Source organism: Bartonella sp. AA83SXKL (assembly GCF_042196965.1).
Classification (GTDB): domain Bacteria; phylum Pseudomonadota; class Alphaproteobacteria; order Rhizobiales; family Rhizobiaceae; genus Bartonella.
Window position 1 is genome coordinate 17,855 of sequence record NZ_JBHIRG010000008.1, and the last position, 25,545, is coordinate 43,399.

The 25,545-nt window shown below is 35.6% G+C and carries 16 protein-coding genes and 1 pseudogene; 7 read left to right on the top strand and 10 right to left on the bottom strand.

Annotated features, from left to right (window positions below; translation table 11 throughout):
- Positions 1-806: 806 nt before the first annotated feature.
- The 3 genes from der to ACFINO_RS05435 all read right to left on the bottom strand — a co-directional run bounded on the left by der (position 807) and on the right by ACFINO_RS05435 (position 5,261).
- Positions 807-2,231, bottom strand: coding sequence for a ribosome biogenesis GTPase Der (gene der / locus ACFINO_RS05425; protein ID WP_375655203.1), 1,425 nt, complete (start codon positions 2,229-2,231; stop codon positions 807-809).
- 4 nt (positions 2,232-2,235) lie between these two features.
- Positions 2,236-2,907: a tetratricopeptide repeat protein gene (locus ACFINO_RS05430; RefSeq protein ID WP_375655204.1), complete on the bottom strand. Its 672-nt coding sequence runs from the start codon at positions 2,905-2,907 to the stop codon at positions 2,236-2,238.
- A gap of 581 nt (positions 2,908-3,488) precedes the next feature.
- Positions 3,489-5,261: an SLC13 family permease gene (locus ACFINO_RS05435; RefSeq protein ID WP_375655205.1), complete on the bottom strand. Its 1,773-nt coding sequence runs from the start codon at positions 5,259-5,261 to the stop codon at positions 3,489-3,491.
- A gap of 354 nt (positions 5,262-5,615) precedes the next feature.
- Here ACFINO_RS05435 and ACFINO_RS05440 point away from each other — a divergent pair, with 354 nt between their 5' ends.
- On the top strand, positions 5,616-7,322 hold the full coding sequence (locus ACFINO_RS05440; RefSeq protein ID WP_375655206.1) for a hypothetical protein: 1,707 nt from the start codon (positions 5,616-5,618) through the stop codon (positions 7,320-7,322).
- Positions 7,323-7,468: 146 nt separating this feature from the next.
- Complete coding sequence (gene nhaA, locus ACFINO_RS05445; protein WP_375633545.1) at positions 7,469-8,827, top strand: Na+/H+ antiporter NhaA; 1,359 nt, start codon at positions 7,469-7,471, stop codon at positions 8,825-8,827.
- Between the two features lie 2,619 nt (positions 8,828-11,446).
- Here the strand turns inward: nhaA and ACFINO_RS05450 are convergent.
- Positions 11,447-12,703 (bottom strand): aspartate kinase, encoded by a 1,257-nt coding sequence (locus tag ACFINO_RS05450; RefSeq protein ID WP_375633544.1) that lies wholly within the window; start codon positions 12,701-12,703, stop codon positions 11,447-11,449.
- Positions 12,704-12,892: 189 nt separating this feature from the next.
- Here ACFINO_RS05450 and ubiG point away from each other — a divergent pair, with 189 nt between their 5' ends.
- The gene (gene ubiG, locus ACFINO_RS05455; RefSeq protein WP_375633543.1) at positions 12,893-13,636 is read left to right on the top strand and encodes a bifunctional 2-polyprenyl-6-hydroxyphenol methylase/3-demethylubiquinol 3-O-methyltransferase UbiG; all 744 of its coding nucleotides are present in this window, start codon (positions 12,893-12,895) and stop codon (positions 13,634-13,636) included.
- 20 nt (positions 13,637-13,656) lie between these two features.
- On the opposite strand, the gene grxC is transcribed toward ubiG, so the two are convergent.
- Complete coding sequence (gene grxC, locus ACFINO_RS05460) at positions 13,657-13,911, bottom strand: glutaredoxin 3 (protein ID WP_375618441.1); 255 nt, start codon at positions 13,909-13,911, stop codon at positions 13,657-13,659.
- A gap of 47 nt (positions 13,912-13,958) precedes the next feature.
- Positions 13,959-14,744 carry a ComF family protein gene (locus ACFINO_RS05465; protein WP_375634703.1) on the bottom strand — a complete coding sequence of 262 codons (786 nt, stop codon included), beginning with the start codon at positions 14,742-14,744 and terminating at the stop codon, positions 13,959-13,961.
- 195 nt (positions 14,745-14,939) lie between these two features.
- On the opposite strand from ACFINO_RS05465, the gene ACFINO_RS05470 reads away from it, so the two are divergent.
- Complete coding sequence (locus tag ACFINO_RS05470; RefSeq protein WP_375655207.1) at positions 14,940-15,818, top strand: methyltransferase; 879 nt, start codon at positions 14,940-14,942, stop codon at positions 15,816-15,818.
- Between the two features lie 7 nt (positions 15,819-15,825).
- Here the strand turns inward: ACFINO_RS05470 and ACFINO_RS05475 are convergent, their stop codons facing one another.
- Positions 15,826-17,181: an L-cystine transporter gene (locus ACFINO_RS05475; RefSeq protein ID WP_375612078.1), complete on the bottom strand. Its 1,356-nt coding sequence runs from the start codon at positions 17,179-17,181 to the stop codon at positions 15,826-15,828.
- Positions 17,182-17,979: 798 nt separating this feature from the next.
- On the opposite strand from ACFINO_RS05475, the pseudogene ACFINO_RS11685 reads away from it, so the two are divergent.
- A pseudogene (locus ACFINO_RS11685) lies at positions 17,980-18,562 on the top strand (type ISP restriction/modification enzyme); the annotation flags it as partial.
- Between the two features lie 995 nt (positions 18,563-19,557).
- On the opposite strand, the gene ACFINO_RS05485 reads toward ACFINO_RS11685, so the two are convergent.
- Together ACFINO_RS05485 and ACFINO_RS05490 are read right to left on the bottom strand one after the other, a co-directional pair.
- The gene (locus ACFINO_RS05485; RefSeq protein WP_375655208.1) at positions 19,558-20,931 is read right to left on the bottom strand and encodes a glutamate--cysteine ligase; all 1,374 of its coding nucleotides are present in this window, start codon (positions 20,929-20,931) and stop codon (positions 19,558-19,560) included.
- Between the two features lie 68 nt (positions 20,932-20,999).
- Positions 21,000-21,743, bottom strand: a complete 744-nt coding sequence (locus ACFINO_RS05490; protein WP_375655209.1) for a 16S rRNA (uracil(1498)-N(3))-methyltransferase — start codon at positions 21,741-21,743, stop codon at positions 21,000-21,002.
- A gap of 235 nt (positions 21,744-21,978) precedes the next feature.
- Here ACFINO_RS05490 and ACFINO_RS05495 point away from each other — a divergent pair, with 235 nt between their 5' ends.
- Positions 21,979-22,122 (top strand): hypothetical protein, encoded by a 144-nt coding sequence (locus ACFINO_RS05495; RefSeq protein ID WP_273790383.1) that lies wholly within the window; start codon positions 21,979-21,981, stop codon positions 22,120-22,122.
- Between the two features lie 315 nt (positions 22,123-22,437).
- On the opposite strand, the gene ACFINO_RS05500 is transcribed toward ACFINO_RS05495, so the two are convergent.
- Complete coding sequence (locus ACFINO_RS05500) at positions 22,438-24,318, bottom strand: AsmA family protein (protein ID WP_375642958.1); 1,881 nt, start codon at positions 24,316-24,318, stop codon at positions 22,438-22,440.
- Positions 24,319-24,633: 315 nt separating this feature from the next.
- On the opposite strand from ACFINO_RS05500, the gene folD reads away from it, so the two are divergent.
- Positions 24,634-25,533, top strand: coding sequence for a bifunctional methylenetetrahydrofolate dehydrogenase/methenyltetrahydrofolate cyclohydrolase FolD (gene folD, locus ACFINO_RS05505; RefSeq protein ID WP_375618434.1), 900 nt, complete (start codon positions 24,634-24,636; stop codon positions 25,531-25,533).
- The last annotated feature ends 12 nt before the right edge of the window (positions 25,534-25,545 follow it).

The following is a 25,545-nucleotide window of genomic DNA, read 5'->3' on the forward strand; positions in this document are numbered from 1 at the left end:
AGGTGTAAACTAATACCATCTTATTTTCCGGCTCCCAATGTTATATCAGTCCTAGTTTTGAAAGAGAACATAGAAAACTAAAAACAGTATGAGAACGTTGGTTTTCTCCTTTTATTCGAATAAACTTGCACTTTTCATTTTATGAAAATGATAATAATCAATGGTTTCTGTATGATCCTATTCGCAAAGTATTTTATATACACCATTACAAGCCTCATCACGAAATGAGCTTGAGGGTATTAAGAGAAGCTCCTTTAAATACAAGATATTAATAAATCAAAAATTTCAAATAGATTAAGCCAATAGAACACAATAAAATTTAAATATGATTACCATACCACTTTATACAATTTTAATCTACTTTTATAAACTTCGCTCCTTACAATTGAATATCTGTGGATTCAGCAAATATTTTTGCTTTTTATTCAGACAAACAAGCAAAAGCGCTTATTCATAAGCTTTATTTTTATGAAACGATAATCTAATGCTGCTTTTCAAACAAGCATCATAATTATATTCCCCTACCCTCATATTGTGCATCTATTCTTGCACTTAAATAACCCATTAAGAGGATTATGTACTCTTTCTTAAATACTCCCTATTAAACTCTTCTCATGACATGCAAATAAATGATCTTTATCAAGATGAGAGAGCTCTATTCAATAGCGCTCATGATAAATGATTATCAATAAAATTAAAACTTTAGCAAATAAAACTTTTTCTTTTATGAAAAGAAAGATCATTAAAAAACTTATTTTTAAGATTCTTAAGTATAGATTTCATTCACTTAAAAAATTAAAGAGTTATCATTTCTTCTTGGAACGTGTCGCAAAAGGATTATCAGAAGCTCGTAATGATATGCGAACGGGTATACCAGACATATCAAATGTTTCACGTAACCCATTGACAAGATAACGCAAATACGACTGGGGCATACTTTTGGGGCGCGAGCAGGAAATCATAAATCCAGGAGGACGTGTCTTAACCTGTGTGATGTATTTAACCTTAAGTCGACGTCCAGAAACCGCAGGAGGTGGATGATGTGCCACAACAGTTCCAAGCCATTGGTTCAATTTAGCCGTCGAAATGCGACGATTCCATACACGGTGCATCATCATGACATTTTCCATCAGTTTATCAATCCCTTGACCATATTGTCCTGATAAAGGAACAGCTCTCAAACCACGAACTTGAGGAAGAAATCGCGCACCTTTTTCATGCAAATCAATCAATGTGGTCTGACTGTTTTCAATAAGGTCCCACTTATTGAAAGCAATAACTGGAACACGCCCTTCACGAATCACAAGATCAGCAATTTGTAAATCCTGCTTTTCAAAAGGTATCGTTGCATCAAAAACAATGACCACCACTTCTGCAAAACGAATAGCACGTAAAGTATCTGCAACAGATAGTTTTTCTAATTTTTCTTGAATTCTCGATTTTCGACGTAAACCTGCAGTATCAAAAAGTTTAATATGACGACCACGCCATTCCCAATCTACAGAAATAGAATCACGCGTGAGTCCTGCTTCTGGTCCTGTTAACAATCGCTCTTGTTTCAACATACTATTGATAAGAGTGGATTTTCCTGTATTGGGACGCCCCGCAATTGCAATCCTAATGGGCTTACTTTCATCGTAAATAAGCTCCTCTTCTTCCAAATCCTTTACATCATCACCAACAGATGCAGGTTGTATCATTCTATCTTCTTCTTTGTTGTTGCCAAAAGCATGCTCTGACCCAACAGCATCTATAATTGCATCACGCAGATCACTAAGTCCCAAACCATGTTCAGCCGATATTGGGCACGGCTCCCCCAAACCTAATGACCACGCCTCATACTCTCCTCCTGTTGCCGCTCTTGACTCAGACTTATTGGCAACAAGCACAATTGGCTTTCCTGATTTGCGAACCAATGAAGAAAAATTTAAATCACTCGGTGTTATTCCGCTCTTTGCATCAAATACAAATAAAATAAGATCCGCTTCATCAATTGCAACTTTTGTATGAGAACGCATACGCCCCTCAAGTGTATGATCACCTGCTTCTTCCAGCCCAGCGGTATCAATCACATCAAAACGTAGATCTTGAAGTTTTGCCGCATGAATACGCCGATCACGTGTTACACCAGGCTTATCATCAACCAAAGCCAATTTTTGCCCAACCAAACGATTAAATAGTGTTGACTTCCCAACATTGGGACGACCAACGATAGCAATGGTAAGGCTCATCGATTTATTCCTTATTTGCCTTGCCCTCAGCTTGTATAAGCTCAAGCATCATTCGAGCCCGATCTGTTATTTTTAAACCCAAAGAACCTTCTTCAGAAATTTTCTTAAAATAATAAACCGCCTCATCCATTTTATCCGCCTTATAAGCAGCTAAGCCTAAAGCTTCTCTTGCAGACATACGCATAGGATCGGTATCACTTGCCATATCTTTGATGCGCTTTTCAACATCAGTTAATGTCCCTGTATCAACCAGAATATAAGCCGCCCGAATTTTTGCAACTTTCTGCAAAATCTGCGGTGCTTTCTCATCCACTGCAACAGAATCAAAGATCTCCACTGACTTAATAATATCACCTTTCTCCATGAGTAAAGAAGCCTCACGTAAACGAGCAAGAAAAGGATACCCCCCAAAATGAGAGGTTTTAACCGTTTCTAATTGCTTTATCGCTTTATCAAAATCACGTGTATCCGCAAGATCAAGACTCTTTACAAATGCATCACCAATATAACCAGCTTTCTTTATTTGTGTATGATGATAAACTTGATAAGCAACTATCATGAATATAAAAAGAATAGCTGCTCCAATAATTGAAAAACCATACCGTCTCCAAAAAGCAAGCGCCTTTTCCTGACGAAATTCTGCATTCACTTCAGCAATAAAACTATCATACGACATATATCATACCTTGAAAAAAGTTACTTCACCTATGCTTTTACGCATAAATGGATAAAGATGGTAGCCCTAATTAACTAAAAATCTTTAAATTGCTCGTTTATTTATTTTAAATCAACATGTAGCCAATTCAATCAGATTTTTGCAACAGTCTTAATCGAAAATGATGTAAGCACCCTGTTTGTTCACATTACAGCTTTTACATATATTGAGTCTTATGAAAAATTCACTGCCTTAATATTTATCATGATTGCCTATCATCTCAAGCGAACTTTCTCCCCATTATATAGAGGGATAATCTTTTGAAGTCTTCAACCGCAATCGTTGGTTGTATTGGATTATACAATTATAATAGAAAAACCAATTCTTGAAAAAACTTGAATAAACAGTAAATTTCCACGAATACCTACTAAAACCAAATAGATAAATCTTATCTGTATCAAAAATACCGAAGCGCTATGATTAAAGTGTGGTATAATTCCAAATCTTCAGTTAAAGTTCTATATACAAAGTGTATCCCTTCAGCTTATCTTCATGCGATTAACAACTTTTTATAATTGATCCTTAAAGTTTTTTAAAATATCCTATTGTAAGGGCCAAACCCACATAAGCATTGGAACAGCAATAATAACGATCAACACCGCCAATGGAGCACCCAAACGTGGATAATCACTAAAACGATATCCTCCTGGCGCCATCACGAGCATATTACTTTGATGTCCAATAGGTGTAAGAAACTCACAACCCGCACCAATTGCAACAGCCATCAAAAAAGCTTCAGGCTTATAATGAAGGGAATAAGCAAAACTTGACGCAATTGGTGCTACCATCATCACTGTTGCTGCATTATTCAAAAATGGCGTGACCAACATAGCTGTCACCAACATAAGTGCTAAGGCACCAGATGGTGGGAAAAATATTGCCAATTGGCTCAGCCATTGACCAATGAGATCCGTACATCCTGTTTTCTCTAACGCTTCACTCACTGGAATAAGAGCCGCTAATAGTACTAATATTTGGCCATCTAATGCCTGATACAGATCACGCGCGGGCAAAACGCGAAAGATAACCATTGCAGCAGCAGCAGAAAAAAAAGAAAACGCAACGGGAACAATATGAAAAGCTGTAAAAATAATTGCTATAAATAAAACAGCTAAAGAGATGAAACCATGTCGTAAATTTCCAAACACAATATTTCGTTTTGCTAGGGGCAGGCATTTCAATTCTCTTAACAAATTTGGAATAACTGCATCCTGTCCTTGCAAAACAATCACATCGCCAAGATGGAAAATAATATCATCAAGTCTTCCCCGCACCCTTTCATGTTGACGACTTAACGCAAGCAAATTTACATTATAGTGATCAAATAGGGAAAACTCTTTCGCACTAATACCAATAAGAGGTGAATTATGGGTGATGACTGCTTCAATAATATCGATGTCACTGTCCTTATCACCTGCAGCAATAGTTCGCCCCTTAGAAAACTCTAAACGAGCAGAGTTCATCACGCTATCTAACCCTGTATGCGACCCTTCCAGCAAAATAATATCATTTTCAGACAAAACAAAATCTGGTAATGGTGAAATAGATACTTTGTTTCTGATGATTTGAATCACCATAACATCACCACTTGATGGCTTAACCAAATCAACAATATTTTTTCCCACAATCGGTGAATTTATTGGAATATGCACTTCTGCAACATAATTACGAATATCAATGGCATCATCAAACGATACACCTGAACGCACACGCACAGGCAAAAGCCAATAAAAAAGAACCAAATATAAAACACCAGCCGTCGCAATAACCGCACCAACTGGTGTAAAATCAAACATAGTAAAAGGTGTTCCGGCTAAACGTTCTTGCATCGCTGAAATAACAACATTGGGAGATGTTCCTATCTGTGTCATAAGCCCCCCCAACAAAGAACCAAAGGCCATGGGCATCAAAAAGACAGAAGGAGAAACCTGAGAACGACGTGCAAACTGAAAAGCTATCGGAAGCATAATAGCCAAAGCACCAATATTTTTAACAAACATTGATAATACGACAACAGAAAGAACTAAAAAGGCTAATTGAAGACGCACAGATTTCACGTCTGGCCATATCCGTTGAATAATAAACTCCATTATACCAGAGCGCGATACAGCCGTACTGACAACAAACACACTCCCCACGATAATAACGATATCATTACTAAAACCGCTAAAAGCTTCCTTCGGACTGACAAGACCAAGGGCACAAGCTATTAATAATGTACAAATAGCAACAAGATCATAACGAAATCGATCCCAAATAAAAACAACCATCATGAGACCAATGATCGAAAAAGCCATTATTTGATTTTCTGTCATAACACTTACCTCTCCCCATTAAATTATAATGAACAAGAACATATTTTTTATGTTTTAAATATTCCTATAAACAGCAGCAAGATAAAAGCAGACATCGGAATATTTTAGGATAATTTTAAAGTGATAAAAAATTATGATGCGCATAAACTTACCTCTCCTTATTATGCGTTCTTTTCTATAAAGAGCTAAACTCAAAGAAAATTGATAAAAGTTGATAAAGCTATATTGCAAAAAAGATGAGAATAACTCTAATATAGAGAGTAGATAATTGTTGAAACTGGTACACGCTATATTTAAACCTTTGTCGTTGCTTAAAAGAATTTATCTTCACTCTCAATTCAAAGAGTGATAAAAATGAAAGAAGAAAGAATGGTCAATCTTAATAGTGGGTATCAAAGTAACCTCAGATATTGGCTCACTTGTATTATTGGATTTGTTGCTATCTTGGCAATTATAATTGTTGGTGGATTTTATATCGCAAAACCCTATCTTGACAGTTTTGTAAAACAAGAAATAGCCCGTCGTGGTATAAAAGCCCGAACATCTGAAGTAAGCATTCTAGGTAAAATCAATTTGAAGAATGTGACATTACCTGTTCCAGCTGGTACATCACTTAGAATTGGTGCCATTTCTGCCCGTCCTCCCCTTTCCTTTATTCCCGGAACTTTTACATTTTATAATGTTGATTTAAAGCATAATAATATTCATGTGCAAATTCCCCAAATTTCTCTTCGGAGTGTATCCTTAAAAGAAAAAGATAGAACGATAACATCACGGCTTTTACAATCAATGATGCGTATTGAGCTTTCCTCAATTATTGCTCCCAATATACAACTTTCTATAGAAAATAAAAATAACCGAATAGAAACGGTTGAAGTCAAGAATTTCCAGCTTTCTGATTTTAGAAATAACCATATCCATTCAGTTAGTATCAAAAATATGGATCTTAAAACGGTCGTAGCAAATGGTGCCAAACAGATGCAACTTATGGCTAAAAGTGATACAATAAAAGCCCATGATATCGACATCAACTATGCCTACTCTATCATTTTTGGAAAAAACAATGCTCTCAATCAAGGTAAAACCGTTACTGGCCCCATTTCTTTGAATAATATAAGTGTCGATATTTTTGAAGAAGCAGAAAAAAACAGCTCTTTCTTCCTTGGGCAGTTTAAAACATCTGGTTTAAAGATGAAACCGCTTGAGCAACCTCCTGAAAAATTAATCAAAGCTTATCTTAATGCAAGAAAAGAGAATAATAAAATCGCCGAAAAAGTAGCACAAAATGGTCTTCTTATAAACATACTGTTCGCCATTACCTCAGCGGATGCCAAAGTTGATAATATCACCGTTGATATACCGCAGTTGAAAGCAACGCTCGAATCATTCCAATTCAAACCAAGTTTGTGGAAACAACCTATCCCTAAAAAGCTTTTTCTTTCTCTCAATAACCTTTCCGTTTTACCTAAAAAAATGAATGAAAAAGACTTAGATTTCTTCAAAAATCTGAACTTTGAGCGCTTTAATGTTTCAGGAAAAATTGATATTTCTTACGATGAAAAAAAACGTATACTCTTTCTTGATACAATGTCTTTCAATATGAAAAACGTTGGATCTGGGAACATATCGGCTAAGGTTATTGATGTTGATGAAAAGCTTTTTTCTGGTCAGAAAAATATAATGATTGCTGCGTCTCAAGACCTTGGCATCAATGAAATTGATATACAATATACGGATGCAGGTTTCATTGATAAGCTTTTTTCTTATCTTGCGCAAAATCTTAATGACAGCCAACATGATCTAAAAAAGGAACTTTATGACGATTTCTATCTAATGATGACGCAGACCCCAAAAATTCTGCTAAAAAATCATGACGAAGCAGAAAAAATTTCAAAATCCTTAGGAGAATTTGCTAAAAATCCACAAACATTGATCGTTAAAATTAAAGCAAACGATAATAAAGGTCTCGCAATAGTTGATCTCGAATCTGCTCTACAAAATGATCTATCTAAGGCTTTAAGCAAAGTACATCTCACTATTAAAAATGAAGCGTCGCGTTAAACATTTTGTGCTTTAAACATGATGATCTTGTCTATAAATTAAGAACTTTATTCCTCTTTTTTCTTTTGTATGATACAGAAGGTATCATACAAAGTCATTTATACAGAGAGTATAGAATCTAAAATTGACGATGCTTGGAGTTGTTCATGTCTGATTTATCTTCAAATCGCCTGCCTAATCGCGTTTCTCGTGTCACTAATCAAGCGCTTTCTGCTATCGAGCGTTTTCTCCATATTGAAGCTCTTAGTGGTGTTGTTCTTTTATTAGCTGCTGCTGCTGCACTTATTTTTGCCAATTCTAAATATGCTGCTTTCTATGAATCTTTTTGGCATACACCTCTTGGCTTTAATTTGGGTCATTTCACTCTTTCATGGGATTTACATTTCTGGGTTAATGATGCTCTTATGACTATTTTCTTTCTCGTCGCTGGAATGGAAATTCGACGCGAAATTCATGAAGGTGCTCTTGCCGATTTTAAACAAGCAATCTTACCAATTGTTGCTGCAATAGGGGGCGTTTGTGTTCCTGCAATTATTTACTTTATCTTCAATTTTAACGAAGGACATATCCGCGGTTGGGCTGTGCCAACAGCAACAGATATTGCCTTTGCTCTAGGTATTCTTGCTCTTCTAGGAAAAAAAATTCCTTCTAATCTTCATATTATTCTTCTATCATTAGCAATTATTGACGATATTATCGCTGTTCTTATTATTGCTTTTTTCTACTCAACAAACATTGATCCTAGCGGTTTAATGATTGCAGGAGCGGGTATTGCTTTGGTACTATTTTTTCAGTGGATCGGGCTTGCATCAGCATGGCTTTACATTTTACCTGGTGCAATCATTTGGTGGGGTTTAATGGTAACAGGCGTTCACCCATCGCTTGCTGGCGTAATCTTAGGGATGATGACTCCCGTTCTTCCTACCCGTACTCTTGTAGCGCCACTCACCATGCTCAGTAACGCTATGCAAATTCTTCAAGAAAAAAATACAAAAACAGATCTGCATCATATTTCAACAGCATTGAAAAAGATGCGCAAAGGACAACGGGCCATGATCGCCCCAGTAACACGTGTTCAAAAAGCATTGCATCCATGGGTTGCATACGGTATCATGCCAGTTTTTGCCTTCGCAAATGCAGGAGTAAGTTTTGCAAACTTTGATCTTTCTTCTGACAAATCATTCTTGATTGTTCTGGGTGTTGTCATTGGTCTTTTCATCGGTAAGCCTCTTGGTATTATCACTGCCAGTTATATAGCTGTAAAATCAGGGCTATGCCGCCTCCCCCCTCATATGACCTGGACAGGCGTTTTACTCATTGGTTTTTTAGCAGGAATTGGCTTTACAATGTCTATTTTTGTTTCAATGCTCGCTTTTAAAGATATTATTCTGCTTGATGCGGCAAAAATTGGGGTCCTCTGTGGCTCTGGTTTATCTGCTCTTATTGGTCTGGGATATGGATTTATTTATATTAAGCGCAATAAAGGAATTTCTCATAGTTCCTAACAAACTAACTGAAAATACATTTTTATGCAGAACTTTTAAAAAGCGATTTCGCTCATTTGTTGGGTTCGGACGATATTTAATGTAAAAGCTGTTGTCTCGCCTCATCTTTACACTTATAAAGGAGAAAACTAACATCATCATACTATTTACGAGCTTCTAATGTTGAAACACCTTTGACTCTTAAGAAGTCTTATAAGAGATATTTTATTCCTTTCTTCAATATTCTTTTACTCATGCACCAGCTCCACTCATGTTGTGCACAGAAATAATTTTAATTGTTTCAATATAAAAGGCTTCGTGGTTTCATAAAAGCTGCCTTTCGTCGAGACTATTATTCACTATAAAGAAAAAATTAATTATTATGAATCAATATCTTATGTTTAATTATACGAAACAGATAAGAATAAGCAAAGTTCAATAATCAGTTAAGTAATTCCATGGTTTATTTTTTTCCAATAAACCACCCTCCTCGTTACTGATTTTATTGCCGGTATTCTAAACAACTTTAATTTTATCTTCTTAAAAAGCACATTATTTTTGGGTAAAAATATTTAATTTATCATTATAAATCTTGAATGAAATTCAAATATCGTATGATTTTTTCATTTCAAATCTGTACATGATGAATCAATCAAGACTATTCGCTTACACGTCACAAGCCGAAGAGAAATATGGATTATTGAGGAAAGAAATAAGAATGCTTCATCATATCCATACAAGAGCTGTTCAACACGAAAACTAAAAATTAAATGATGACGACCAACTGACACCTTTGATCTAAGAAGGAGATGGGGCCCCAATAAATTTTACGCTACACCATCCACAAACGCCGTAATGGGCTTGGGGAGAAATATTTCTTTAAAACAAGCGCGTAAATTGGCACTATAATAGCGTTTTTTTTACGTGAAAGGCATATATGATTTAATAACGCAATAAACAAAAACGTGAACCAATGTGTAATATCCATTATTTAAAAGATATTGCTGTCAACCCCTTTGAAAGTTGTAAAGCAGAATTAAAAGGAAGTTGTAAAATGGAAGTTGGTTTTCACTTTTATGGCTTCATATTCTCCCCCAATTAGGTTTTATCTCCATTTCAGAAATTACCCCAACAGGTATACGCAACATCCTTGTTCCTATCTGGCATACAAAAACAGGAGTTTCTCGTAGTCCCCTTACCCATCTCAATATATATCGTCAAACATGCATCTACGCTGATACTAGATATTGATACAGGTAACAAAAAACAAAAGATTTTTTTGGAATAACAACGTCATAACATTACTACTAGATTGACAATGGAGTGGAAAAATATTCCCGTTTTTTATCATCGACACATCGCTTGTCTCACTCCATGAAAGAATTAAACTTGAAGCATGCTTCCATAGGGAGCACTCTAGTTTACGTAATTAACTCGCGGGAAAAAAGAAAATCCTAGTCATTTAGACTATTCTAAAACATATGATTGGTGGAAAAATAGAGCATATATATCGTTGTTCTCCCCTTTTTCCGCTCTTATTTGATATTTATTTTCTTTTTGTTTAAAGAGCTCGCTCTATATTTCTTGATACCATAAAATACTCTTCATAGATAATTTAAAAAGCAATATTTTCGAGACTTTCAAATTATACAACGCCACATAAAATACAAGAAGAGTAAAATAATATGGCTATATTTCTCACAAGAAGAGTTTTGCTTACAAAGACCACCATTTGCAAAATATGTAAATATGATAAGAAACTAGCACAATATACTGCAAAAACGAAAGAATGTATTTCATGTGTGATTGGCAGTATGACACAGAAAATACTTATAATAGAGTAGTTAAGGGCAGAAAGTTAACCTAAAGAACATATGGAGGTATCAAAACTTTGAAAATCTTAATCATAATTCAAAAAAGAGAAATAGACATGAAAAAAAATTTAATTAATAAAATCATAAAAGCAACACACTGTAACATTATCATTAATTTTGATCTATATTTACATGATTTTATGAAAAGTACTTCTGAATAAGCTATAAACGCATAAGATATGGTAATTTTATAACTTATAGTGCAACATAAATATTGTCTATAAAGATATATTTTTTTATTGCCTCATAATATGGAAAAATTAAATTTTCAAGATATACATAAAGTCATAAACAATCATTTGATGACAAACTAAACATCTCTAGAAAATACATCATCAATTCTATTTTTGGTAATTCCGTCACTAATCCAATGAGCGCCCATTTCTCTAAGATTTATAATATTAAATCTGTATTCACGAGGCTGTCCCTCATGTAACATGCATTCTTTGAATAAACGCAGTGCATTGTTCCTTAGTTCTATTAAGGCTTATCGTATAAGTCTTCTCCATCCCACTCTATAGGTTCTAAAACGTTTATAGACGGCATATTTTATATCCCTTCTTAAACAGAGTTTTTTACCTAAACATCTTTCTCTTGTAATATATAAGTGACCATTTTAAATTCATCATGAACAAGTTTAAAATAAGAGAGTTCTGCTGTATTAAATATTCCATTTAAGTTTAAAATATAAATTATCCTTAACAAAAATTATTAATTATATATTAAAGCTTTACGTTATTGAAACTCTGTTGAAACTAAAAAATACTTATCCCTTATCAAGTGCATAAACAGCATGTAATGTTCTAACCGCAAGTTCAGTGTAAGCACTATCAATCAAAATAGAAATTTTAATTTCTGAGGTCGTAATTGCTTGAATATTAATACCCTTTTCAGCCAAAGCCTTAAATGCTGTAGCGGCAACACCTGCATGACTACGCATTCCAATACCAATCACAGATACCTTGGCGAGATCGCTTTCAAATTGGAGAACATCAAATCCAATTTCTTTGCGATTCTTCTCAAGAAGTGTAACGGCTTTTTCTACATCTGATGATGGTACCGTAAAAGTCATATCAGTTTTTGAGCCATCTTCAGAAATATTTTGCACAATCATATCAACATTAATGCGTTCTTCAGCCAAGGGACCAAAAATTGCTGCCGAAATCCCTGGACGATCAGCAAGCCGCCGAAGGGAAATTTGTGCTTCATCCTTAGCAAAAGCAATACCAGTAACATTTTGTTGTTCCACAATTTCATCCTCATCGCAAATAAGTGTTCCAGAAGAACTCATTGGATCCTCCATGCCTAACGCATCAGGATCCTCAAAACTTGAACGCACAAAGGTACGAACCTTATGAACCATTGCCAATTCAACAGAACGAACCTGTAAAACCTTTGCACCAAGAGAAGCCATTTCTAGCATTTCTTCAAAAGCTACTTTTGGTAAACGACGCGCTTTCGGCTCTATACGTGGATCCGTTGTATACACACCATCCACATCTGTATAAATATCACAGCGATCAGCTTGTACAGCAGCGGCTATAGCAACAGCACTTGTATCTGATCCCCCACGCCCTAAGGTAGAAATCCGGTTATCCGGAGATAACCCCTGAAAACCAGCAATAACGGCAACCTGACCTTCCTGAAAACACTCGATTAAAAAAGATCCATCAATATTAGTAATACGTGCACGGCCATGCGCATTGTCTGTATGAATAGGAATTTGCCAACCAAGCCATGAACGTGCATTCACCCCCATTTCTTGAAGTGTCAAAGCCAACAAACCTGAAGTAACCTGTTCACCAGAAGCAACCACAACATCATATTCACGAGCATCTCTATGCATAGAGGAAGCATCACTTGTCCACTGAACAAGTTCATTTGTTTTACCAGCCATCGCAGATACGACAACGGCTACCTCATTGCCTGCATCAACCTCTCTTTTGACATGCCGTGCAACATTATGAATACATTCAATGTTTGCTACAGATGTTCCACCAAATTTCATGACAATGCGCGCCATTAATAACACTCTTACCTTTACATCTCTTATTTCAAACAGTAATGAGAATTAGATGCTGTATCAATTAACCATTTTCTCGACATAGCGAATATCTATCATTTGTGCAAGTTTCATTATGATTATATTAATTTCTCTTGACTTTGTATAAAATCTACTTGACCTGATCATTAAAAATAAAAGGAAGGCAACATGATCGATGAAACACAAACAACTATTGATCAAAGTGAAATTGATCATTTTTCACGTATTGCTACAGAATGGTGGAATCCACAAGGAAAATTTCGACCTCTTCACCAATTTAACCCAACACGCCTTGCTTACATCAGAGAAAAAATCTGTTTAGAGTTTAATCGTGACCCTTCTTCACTTACGCCCTTTGACAATTTGAAAATTCTTGATATTGGCTGTGGAGGAGGCTTGTTATGTGAACCAATGGCACGTCTTGGTGCTATGGTTGTAGGCGTTGATGCTGCACAAACAAATATTGAAGTCGCAAAAACCCATGCAGCTCAAAATGACCTTTCCATTGATTACCGCACGACGACAGCAGAAGTACTTGCCAATGAAGGAGAAAAATTTGATATCATCCTTAATATGGAAGTTGTTGAACATGTCGCTGACGTTAATCTCTTCATAGCAGCTACAGCAAAAATGTTGAAACCACAAGGGTTGATGTTTGTCTCAACACTCAACCGCACATGGAAAGCATGGGGGCTTGCTATTGTAGGCGCTGAATATATTCTACGTTGGCTTCCTAAAGGAACCCATGATTATAAAAAATTCCTAAAACCTCTAGAACTTAAAAATTTCTTATCAAAAAACGCTCTGACTGTCATTGATGAGATAGGTATTACTTATAACCCATTAAACGACAGCTGGAATCGCTCAAAAGACATGGGCGTTAACTATCTCCTTCTTGCAAAACGGTCTTAAGAATATGTAATTTACAAATATTATATGCCTTGTAATAGAGAATTCAGCTTTCCCTCAGCCTCTAAAGCATAAAGATCATCACAACCGCCAACGTGATAATCACCTATGAAAATTTGTGGAAATGTATTACGTCCATTTGCACGCTGTACCATTTCTTGGCGAAGGGATGTGGAAGCATCAATATCTGTATACTTTACGCCTTTTTTATTAAGCAAATCACGTGCTTTTGTACAATAAGGACAACCAGGACGTGTATAAATTATTATCTCTTTCATAGTATTATCCTCCAATATTTTTTAATAATATTCATTTTAAATTCCTCTTAAGAAGAGGGAAAAATAGAATCTTCTTTGAGAACACGCGAAAATGTTAGCACATCAACCTGTCGTGCACCTGCATCTTTTAATGCAGCAGCTGCTGCTGTAACTGTTGCACCCGTTGTAAATACATCATCAATCAGCAAAACAGAACATCCTTTGAGATATTTTTTAACTTTATGCGAAACCTTAAAAGCATTTTTTACGTTAAGTTTTCTCTCTCTCGAAGAAAGACTAACCTGCGGACGGGTATGCCGACAACGAACAAGCCAACTCGGTTTTAAAAGCTTTTTTTGTGATGCTGCAATATAACGTGCAAGCTCAGCAGATTGATTATAACGCCTCTCCCAAAAACGACGAAAATGCAATGGAATGGGAATAATAACATCACAATCATCAATAACCTCGCGTCCAGCAAACATCATCCAATTGGCCATAAATGATGCCAATTCTATATGATCACCATATTTTAAGCGCGTTACTAAAGTTCGTGCAAGCCCTTTATGAACAATGACTGAGCGAACACGTGAAAAAGGATGAGTATTACGGAGTGCTTCACCACTAAGAAAACCTTCCCCCATATCACAAACAAAAGGAGTCCCCATAACAGGACAATAAGGTTTCGTGATAAATTGAAGTTCTTTCCAACATTCGGAGCAAATCGTACCATAAGTAGAAACATTTTGCTTACATCCAGGACAAATTGGTGGATAAAGCATCGTTTTCAAGCGTTCAACGAACTTACTTAGTATATCTCCGCTATTTAACGCCGCTTCTCGAAAATACAACATTATAAATTTAGGCTTTTACAAGTTTCCCTTAGAACAAAAGTTCCTTTGTATTTCCTCAATTTATAATTTTAATTCCTTTAAAAACTCTTACCTTCTATAAATTTATTTCTTTCATATTATAAACTTGACAGAGCTTGTACAAATAATGAACCTTTTCAAAATATATTCTTTCATAGATCGAAAGTGTTCTACAATATGTCGCATCCTTTAATTTTTGATCATAACCGCATTGAACAATTCCGAAAACGTGCCTTTCAAAAAGCAAAAAAAGGATGTGACTTTTTACTCTCTCACATGGCAGAAGATCTCTATAAACGCCTTAGCACTGTTGATCGCCTCTTTACATTAGCTCTCGATTTACACAGCCATACAGACCTTGCTGCGCAAGCTTTAATGAAATCTGGAAAAGTTTGTTCTATAGAACGCATTGAGACCGATCCGCTTTATCAAAGCCATGATAAAAAATTTCATTTACGTCATCGAGAATTTCTTGATTTACCTCAAAGTTACTGTGACCTTATTGTTTCACTTCTTTCATTACAATTGACCAATGATACCCCTGGTGTTCTAAGCCAGATAAAAAATACCCTTAAACCAGATGGCTTATTTCTTGCTGTTATGGCAGGAGCTGGCACATTAAGAGAATTGCGCGAAAGCCTGCTGCAAGCTGAAAGTGAAATTTATGATGGAGCAAGCCCTAGGGTCTACCCTTTTGCCGACATTCGTGATGCAGGCGCTCTTTTACAGCGTATTGGCTTTGCCCTTCCTGTAGCAGACGTTGAAGATATCACAATACGTTATAATACAATGTTCGACCTTATGCACGATCTTAAAGCTATGGGAATGCAAAATGCACTCATAAATCGTTCACGACGCCCTGTATCCAAACGTTTTTTTCTCCGCGCAGCTGAAATCTATGCACAACGATTTAGTGATCCTGATGGACGTATTCGTGCACATTTTTCTTTCATCTGGCTCTCTGGTTGGGCTCCTCATCCCAATCAACAAAAACCGCTCCAGCCTGGTTCAGCGCAAATATCTCTTACAGATGTTTTACAGCCCCAAAAAATATAATCTAAAATTATTTTTTAAAAATACTTTTATCTGTTGTCCGTAATATTTGACTGGTGACCGTTCCAGCTATCATTGAATCGCTCACGTTTAGAGCAGTACGTCCCATATCAATTAGCGGTTCAATAGAGATAAGTACAGCAACCAAAGTAACAGGAAGCCCCATAATTGGTAACACAATCAATGCAGCGAAAATAGCACCTCCCCCCACACCAGCAACACCAATAGAACTCAACGTTACAACACCAATAAGCGTAGCAATCCAAGTAGGATCAAGAGGATTAATCCCCATAGAGGGTGCAATCATGGTCGCAAGCATCGCTGGATAAAGACCAGCACAACCATTTTGTCCAATTGTTGCCCCAAAAGAAGCTGCAAAACTCGCAATGGATTGTGGTACACCTATCCACTGTGTTTGCGCTTCAATATTCAAAGGAATACTTGCAGCACTTGAACGACTGCTAAAAGCAAATGTTAAAACCGGTAAAACCTTTTTGAAAAAACGAAAGGGATTAATCCCAGAAATACCAAGCAATACACCATGAATTCCAAAAATTAAAATAATACCGACATAAGAGGCAATGATAAAAACCAGTAAATTTAAAATATCTGTAATACGCGATATTGCTCCTACTTTCGTCATAAGTGCAAAAATACCATAAGGCGTCAAAGCAATCACAATACGGACTAACCGCATAATCCAAGCTTGTGCCACTTGAATAAATAAAAGCGCTTTTTCTCCTTTTTCTGGCTCATCTTTCTTTAAAAGAAGAACCGATGCACCTAAAAATGACGCAAAAATCACAACACTAATAATTGACGTACGTTTAGCTCCACTCAACTCAGCAAATGGATTTTTAGGAATCATAGACAAAATCATCTTTGGTATATTCATATCTCCAAGTTTAGAAATATGACCTTCAAGAAGAGCAGAAACATTTTGCCCTTCATGCACCAAACCATCGGTTGTTAATCCAAAAAAATTAACCACAAGCACACCAACCAATGCTGAAAGAGCCGTTGTAAAAAGCAATATTGAAATTGTTATTATACTCATCTTTCCAACAGCATAAACAGAATGTAAATGAGCAACTGCTGAAACGATAGAGATAAAAACCAGTGGCATAACAATCATTTGCAACAATAAAATATAGCCCTCACCGACAATGTTAAACCATTCAACGGATTTCAATAAAGTGCTTTCACCCTCTCCATAAATAAACTGCAAAACACTTCCAAAAATCAAGCCAAGGATAAGCCATAGCATAACACGTAGTGAAAGACTCCATTGCATTTTCTTACTTTGAGAAACCAACAATAAAAAAATAACAAATAGAAATAAATTGACGAAAAAATTAAATGTCATTGTCTATGCTCACTATTATTATGGTTGACATAAATAATCTGCATAATTCAAAATCAATGCATGATATTTAAAATTAACCTATAAAGCTTACAAGGCTTTTACAAAATCATTATTTTTTTAATTTATAGATTAAAAGAGAATTTTTTATCTACTAATAAATGTTTAAAGAAAATAAATAAAATTATTTTCTTATTATTTAAATTTTCACTCTCATAAAATAGTTAAAAAAGAGAAATATAAGCAACATTCATTGCATCTTAATACTGAATAATTCCAGCATATCTTATCCTATAAATCTCTTTACCTCTCTCTTTTTCTATTTGAACTGAAGCGAGCTTTCCAAGCAAGGATGAATTAACAATCGAACATTCATGATTTTTCTAGAAAATACACCAACAAGCTACTTCTGCTCATTTTATGGACTGCACTCTCAATAGCTTTGATCAGCACTTCAAATATAATTATTTTATTGAAAATACTTTTTATACATTCTTTCTTTGCTCTCAATGAAAGCTTTTTTATTTTTCAAAACTCTTTTTATAGTCATAAAAAGGCTTTGAAAGACAAGATGTTGATTTATAATGATAATTTACTGTTTTGCATATTAAATGAGAGTCCCGAATAACGTAAGATTCTCTCATTTCAAACCTGTTTATCTTGAATCAATCAAAATCATTTGCTTGCACGTCACAAGCAGGGCTAGCCGTATGGGTAAAAATGTATAAGAAAGGAGTAGAAATACCTCTGATGAAACATCTTAGTGCAAGAGCTGTCGCAACATTGGAGAGCGGAGCTTGAGCAGCAAATATAAATAATATGATTGCTTTTTATAATAGCGCAGTAAAACGTTTTAACGATACCTATTCATATGCTGATCGAACAACACGTGCACGTGCTGTAGATAATTTTGTCACTTTAGATATAAAAAAGATAAGTTGGAGTTATAATGTTACGCAAGAACTAATAAGAAGAAAGGTTTTGAATTTGAAGAGGCATGCCTCACTCAGAGTTCATATCATCCTTTTACGCAACAGTGGTTTTATTATAATCGGAATCTCAACGATGGAATTTACCAAATGCCTCGTATAGTCCTGATAGGACAAAAAGTTGAAAATAGGATGATACAAATTACAGGCATAGGAGCACGAAGCGTTTTTTCTGTATTGATAGCTAAGAATTTGCCTAATCTAGATGCAATAGATACAGGTCAATGCTTTCCACTGTATCTTTATAAAAACGTTGAATCTCTGTAACTGTTCATGATGAAAAACAATCCCATTTATTTGCAAATTCAATAAAGGAAAGAAAAACATCTGGTTTACAGAGGCGTGATGCCATTACGGATGAAGGACGAGCACATTTTAAAGCTGCTTATCCTAGTGGAGCATAACAAAGACGATTACAAATTTCTAGATAATGAAAACAATGGAAAAGACTGAGGATATATGATTACAATGAGAGGCTTTAAGCCTACAAATATTATAAATTTTATGAATAGTACAGTTTAAAGCATTAAAAGCAGTCTTACAGTAGATTTACAATGTATGGGGATAATTAATTGCCTATAATAAGTTGCGCTCATACTGATAAAGATTATTCTGCTATAGAAATGTTGTGCTTTTTTGAATTTTTGTGCGTATTCAAACACTCATTCGTTACAAGCTCAATCTCTTTATCTCGTGCCTCTTTATCAAGAATAATAGTATTTTAATATAATACCCCTTTGCATACAAATAGTTATTTCTTATCTATGAATAGCTTATAATTTCATATAACTCTATGAAGATAATATTTTTTATTTATCAATATTTAATGATGTAATTAACACATTCATTATATATAATAATCTTTATTTCTATCTATTTACATAATATATTTCTTTTTTTTATAAAAATAAAATTGAGTTATACATACATAGATCTATCGGTATTTTTTCTACTGTCTTTTTAGCGCACTGAAAGATTGATATCGTAATTTTTGTATAATAAAATACTCTTTCATATAAGCATTGTATATTGAATTATAATAATTGACTATTAACCGCAAATTATATTTTTTTATCCCTTTTAAAAGTGAAAAATATTATTTTCAGACCTATTCATAAGTAGATGAGCCAAGTGAATAAAAAATGTTTGATAATAAGCTTTATCTCTTATGAACTATCTTTTGTACAAAGGGACAACATTACGATTACGGAAATATCGTGATATTATTGGGTATAAAAATCACACTGCCCAAGAGATTTTTGTATTGTATCCTTTCCGTTATGAGAAATGTTAAAAGCAAGGTAGGATATGCTCTCTAGAGCAAATGAGTGAATGAACCACCACGGTGATATGCATTTTTAAAAAAGTAGGAAGTATCTTTGCTTCAAATTTAATAGGCACATTCTAAAAATAAAGGTTCTACCGACTCATTCCAAATAGAATAGTAATGGGACAAAAATTTTTCAGCATCTGTTTGTCCCATTGCAACAACCTCTTCTAGAGGATTAAGAAAATTTGTTTCATCAAAACCATTCGTATCATACTGTTTGCGATTTTTTAAGCCTTTGCGAGCAATAGCGAGAGCTTGACGTGCTAACTCTAAAAGAATAGTTTGACGAAAAGGAGTTCTTAGCCCTTCTTTAGGAACGCGTTGGCGCAACTCTAAAACTTCTTCAAAACACCAATCTTTTGTCAAAGCCTCTGCCTCATTAAGTGCTTCCCTATCATAAAGAAGCCCAACCCAAAAAGCCGACAACGCACAAATGCGCTTCCAAGAACCACAATCAGCTCCCCTCATTTCTAAAAATCTTTTTAAGCGGACTTCAGGAAATAACGTTGATAAGTGATTAATCCAATCTCCCATGTTTGGAATTGAATTTGCAACTTGTCCTTTTAATGCTCCATTCATAAACTGACGAAACGTTATGTGTGTACAATCATAATAACGACCATCACGCACAACAAAATACATTGGAACATCAAGGGCCCATTCAACATAATCAGCAAAACCAAAACGCTCAGAAAATACAAAGGGCAGAACGCCTGTCCTCTGATTATCCGTATTACGCCAAATTTCAGAACGCCACGATAAAAAGCCATTTGGGCGCCCTTCTGTAAAGGGCGAACTTGCAAATAATGCCGTTGCAATGGACTGTAACTTCATGGATACTTGCATTTTTCGCCGCATATCACTTTCAGATGAAAAATCAAGATTAACCTGAACTGTTGATGTGCGATACATCATATTAAGACCATTATACCCCACTTTAGGCATATAATCAGTCATAATCTGATAACGTGATTTAGGCATTCGCGGCGTTTCAGCTAAAGTCCACTTTGGACTAGCTCCAAGACCTAAAAAACCTATACCTAATGGTTCTGCAATTTTTTTGAGAAGAGTTAAATGCTCCATCAACTCGTAATATGTATGGCTTACTGATTTTAATGGTGCACCAGATAATTCAAATTGTCCCCCAGGTTCCAAAGAAATGGCTCCCTGATCAACTGATCCTACGAGCCCAATAATATTCTCTTCATCTAAAATAGGTTTCCATCCTAAGGCGCTTTGCATCCTCTCTAAAAGCGCTCGGATTCCCCTCTCTCCTTCATAAGGAACAGGGTGAAAACCATCTCTATAAAACGGAAATTTTTCATGTTCTGTACCAATGCGCCAATCATCTTCTGCTTTATACCCCCCTTGGAAATAGCTAACCAAAGAATCTAAGTCATAAATTTCACTTTCATCAGTTATATCAAGCGCCATAACTTACCGTATCCTATAATTGGTATCATCATCTTAAATAAATTGTTTAGAATGATTTTACAGATTTCTCAATCCATTGCCCAATCCCCCACGGTAGCATTAAGAAGAGCCAAAGCAGCAACAGCGGCAGTGTCAGCGCGTAAAATACGCGGACCTAGTGATATTGGAACCACAAAAGGATGTTTTTTTAAAAAGCTCCGCTCTTCTTCACTAAAGCCACCTTCCGGTCCAATAAGAATACCAGGTGTTGTAACGCCACGCTTTTTAAAAGAAGGTAATGGATTATGCGATTTATGCTCTTCATCACAAAAGAATAAAGGCTGTGTCTCATCCCACTGTGCTAAAAGTTCTGCTAATGATAGAGCCGATACGCATTCAGGAAGAGATAAAATTCCACACTGTTCAGAAGCTTCAATAACATTGGCTTCCATACGCGCCATATTGATACGCTTAACCTGCGTATGATGCGTTATAACAGGCTGCAAAATCGATACCCCCATTTCAACAGCTTTCTGCACCATATAATCCAACCGCGCATTTTTGAGTGGAGCAAAGCAATAAATAAGATTGGAATGCGTCGTTTGTAATCTTTCTTGATGGATAAGCTGAACCACAACAAATTTTTTCTTAACAGTGATAAGTTTAGCAAGCCACTCACCATCCTGTCCATTAAAAAGTAAAATTTCTGCTCCTTCTTTCATACGCAAAACATGCATAAGATAAGAAGCTTGTGCCCCCTCTATCTTTATTTCTTCATTCAAAGCCAATGTCTGTCGGATAAATAATCTTTTAAGTTTATAATTTATGCGCATAAAAATTTTGCCAATGCTCACTATCGTCATCGAGAAAATGAAGAAAAATATATAGCAAAAAGAAAAAATTATATCTATAGAACTATAATATATTAAAGAATTATAGAGTTTTTTTAGCTTTATGAGATAATAATAGGAACTTATAGATCCTTAAGTGATTCTGCTTTCATAAAAGTTTAAATAATGCACCATTCATCTTTGCATTCAGTCATTGATGCATCCGTGGAGGAAAAATATGTCTGCTAAAAAAGCTACAATTATTACGATTACAACCCTCTTAGCCTTTATTTTGATTACAGTGGGAATTGGTTCTGTTGGAGCCGACGGGAAGCATACAATTACCAAAGATGGCTATGGTATTTCTTCTGCGATTCAATAAGCACTGGCCAACATCCTCCTTAAAATTTTAATGTTTTTTAGCAATTTTTATAAGATTAGCACCGATATTATGAATCTCTTGTATTTGAAAGATTCCATAAGAAGGTTTTTTATTCCTCTCTTCAGTCATTTATCTATACCAACCTCACTTATTATGACGGTGAGGATGGTTTTTACTGCTTCACGACGAACGGATTTAAAATGAGAGAATCTTCCGATAATGGGAGCTCTGATTTAAATTTAAAAGACAATTTTAAGTTGTAAAAAGACGAATTACCATTATAGGATAGAATATTATACAGATGAAAAACGATACTCAATCTGCGTTAATATCTTTTGTAACCCAAAAATCACCATGATTTTGTCCTTTAGAGCTTAGAGAAAATGTAAAAGGCCATGCAAGGCTATTAGCAAGACATTGGACATCTTTACATAAAGTTTCTGATCTATAGTTTTTGCGTAGTTGTGCCTGTAATATCAGTTCATTTTCCTTCCCTTGCGCAATAGCAGTTGCAATGATTCCTTGAATGGATAAGCTCAAGTCTGCTGTACGCATTAATGACTCTGTTACCTTCATCATACCTTCTGAAAAGCTTGTCTGAATATCCCAGTGATCAAATGTTGTTGAAAAAGTATCATTATTCATTAAAAGAAATTGTTGTTTATTTGAAAGTCTTGTTTGTAATTCATTCAGATCATACCCTAATAGCCGACCAGAAGACATCTTCAGTGTTAACTCACCCTGCATTTTCGTAAAAATTTCTGGCCAAGAATCAGCAAGTGTTCGTACCGTTGCAGTAAAATTCGTTTTGCTTTGTATAAATGGAATAAATCCCAAGATTTCTAAAGTCTCCTGCATATCAATAGAAGCACCTGAAATATTTCCTCCAATACGCACTTTCTGTCCAGCTGAGGTAACTTCAATATTACTTTGCACAGATCCACCAAAAATATTCGCATGTCCAAGATCAAAAATACCATGACCATCTCTTATTTGTATTGCAGCAGCTAAATTTGTGAGTGAAATATTTCCTATTTTAGCTTGTGGCGCAGAAAGTCGTATATCCACGCCAATACAATCAAAAGTTCTAATGTCAAAGCAGGCATTTTTCTTTTTACCTGAAAAAAACATTGAACCCAAGAGGCTAAGGTCTAGATTATCAAAGGCTAAAGAGCCCATGACATTTGGTACATAATCTTGAAAATCGAGTTTTAAAGCTCCTCGCGCATTGGCTTTCCCCATCGTAAATGTAACATTGTTCATTTGGATATGCATTGGCTGCGCTAAAAAATGAGATTCCCATACAATGGGTATTTTTAATTTATGTCCCCAAAACTGATTTCCACCAACCCAAGACAATGTCTGATTCCATCCAGGAGAACGCATTGACACTTTTCCGTCAAAAATATAATATTCAGATAATCGAGCCTTTCCTGTAAAAGTTATTCCCCCACGTACAGAATTGAGACTTGCCCTAATATGACTTTTGCCTCCAGCAAAAAGCAGTAATGCTTGAGAAGCATCAAGTGATAATTTTGTAAACTCTCCGCGCCAACGCGCATCTGCACGTAACCGTACTTCCTGAGTTGATTCCGGCCAATCTAAAGTTGCATTTAATCCTGTTATTTTTTCTGCTACTCCTGAAAAACTATCGTGATACACAAGAACACCATTTTTAATGACAATCCGTCCAAAAGGTTGTTTTAAAAGGTGCTCTATCTCTGGATGCTCAGGATTATGTTTTAATATTTCACGCGTATTACGTATTGCCACCCCTAATGCACCTTGTGAGCGAGAAAACCGATCAAAAAAATCTGCTATTGTTTTAACAGGCTTTTCCATAACAAATTGAGGATGCATAATCCGCGTCTCTGAAAAAGAAATATGTCCCCAAAGAAGATCGACGACAGAAAGATCAACTTCTATTGATTCAGCTTCCATTAATGGCGCAACATCATCCATTTTTGATGTTAAAGTAACGCCAGAAAGAAATGCTTTAGGATAAGGAAAAAGATGTAACCGCGGTGGATCACGCAATTGCACATTGTAACCCGTCCATGCACTTAAATCCTGCGCTAAACGAATACGAATCGCATCTGTAGAAATAAGATAAGGTAAAACGAGAATCCCCACTCCAAATAAAAAGATAATTGTAATAAAAACTCCGCTCAAAAATTTTATTATTCTGATGCGCACATTATCCCTCTATACTTATCCCCCTATAACAGATTAAAAACAAACTTAAATGATCATAAAAAGTTTTTATAACCCTATAATTCACTATATCCACTTTGTATCTTCATTATTTTTGTTCTTTATCCAAAATTTATTCAAACAGCAATGTTGCTGCTTCTTTATAAAGCAATTATTTAAAAGTCTTCAAAACTATAAATCCACAACATTATAAAACCATTCTTACTGTTCTCATATGAATATTGCTATAAAACTCTATCGTATTATTAGAAAATGCTTTACAAAAAAAACAAACAGCCTTACCGAAAGGATCTCTGAATGAATAATATTATCGACGGAAAAAAACTTGCTGAAGAGATTATTGTGAAAGTTAAGGCCGAAACAGCAAAGCTCCGCCATCACTATAATATACAACCTAGTATCGCTGTTATTATCGTTGGAGATGATCCTGCAAGTCAAGTATATGTCACCTCAAAAAATAAAAAAGCCGAAGAATGTGGGTTTCTTTCAATCAAACATGTCGTTTCCAAAGAAACGCAAGAAAAAGAACTCCTTCAACTTATTGCAACATTAAATTCTGATCCCAAAATTCATGGTATTTTGGTACAGCTGCCTCTCCCTGCTCATATGAATACAAATCGCATAACACAAGCCGTTGCTTTCCAAAAAGATGTTGATGGTTTTCATTATATTAATGTAGGAAAACTCGCAGCAAACGCACTTGAAGATGCGATGATTCCCTGCACTCCAGCTGGAGCCATGATGATGATTGAACAACACTGTGGGCAAGATTTATCTGGACTTGATGCTGTCGTTGTTGGACGCTCTAATATTGTTGGAAAACCTATGGCTGCCCTTTTAACAGCAGCCAATGCCACTGTGACAATTGCCCATAGTCGTACCCGTGACCTTGATGATGTGTGTCGAAGCGCTGATATTCTAGTAGCAGCTGTAGGCCGCCCACAAATGATTAAAAAAGACTGGATAAAAGATGGTGCAATTGTTATTGATGTCGGTATTAACCGCGTTGCTGCACCAGAAAAAGGTATAGGGAAAACACGTCTTGTTGGTGATGTCGATTTTGAAAACGTAAAAGAAAAAGCTGCTGCGATCACCCCTGTTCCAGGAGGCGTTGGACCAATGACAATTGCCATGCTTATGGTTAATACACTCAAAGCAGCTGCGCGATCACACAATCTGCCTATACCAAAATTCTAAAAATTGTAACAA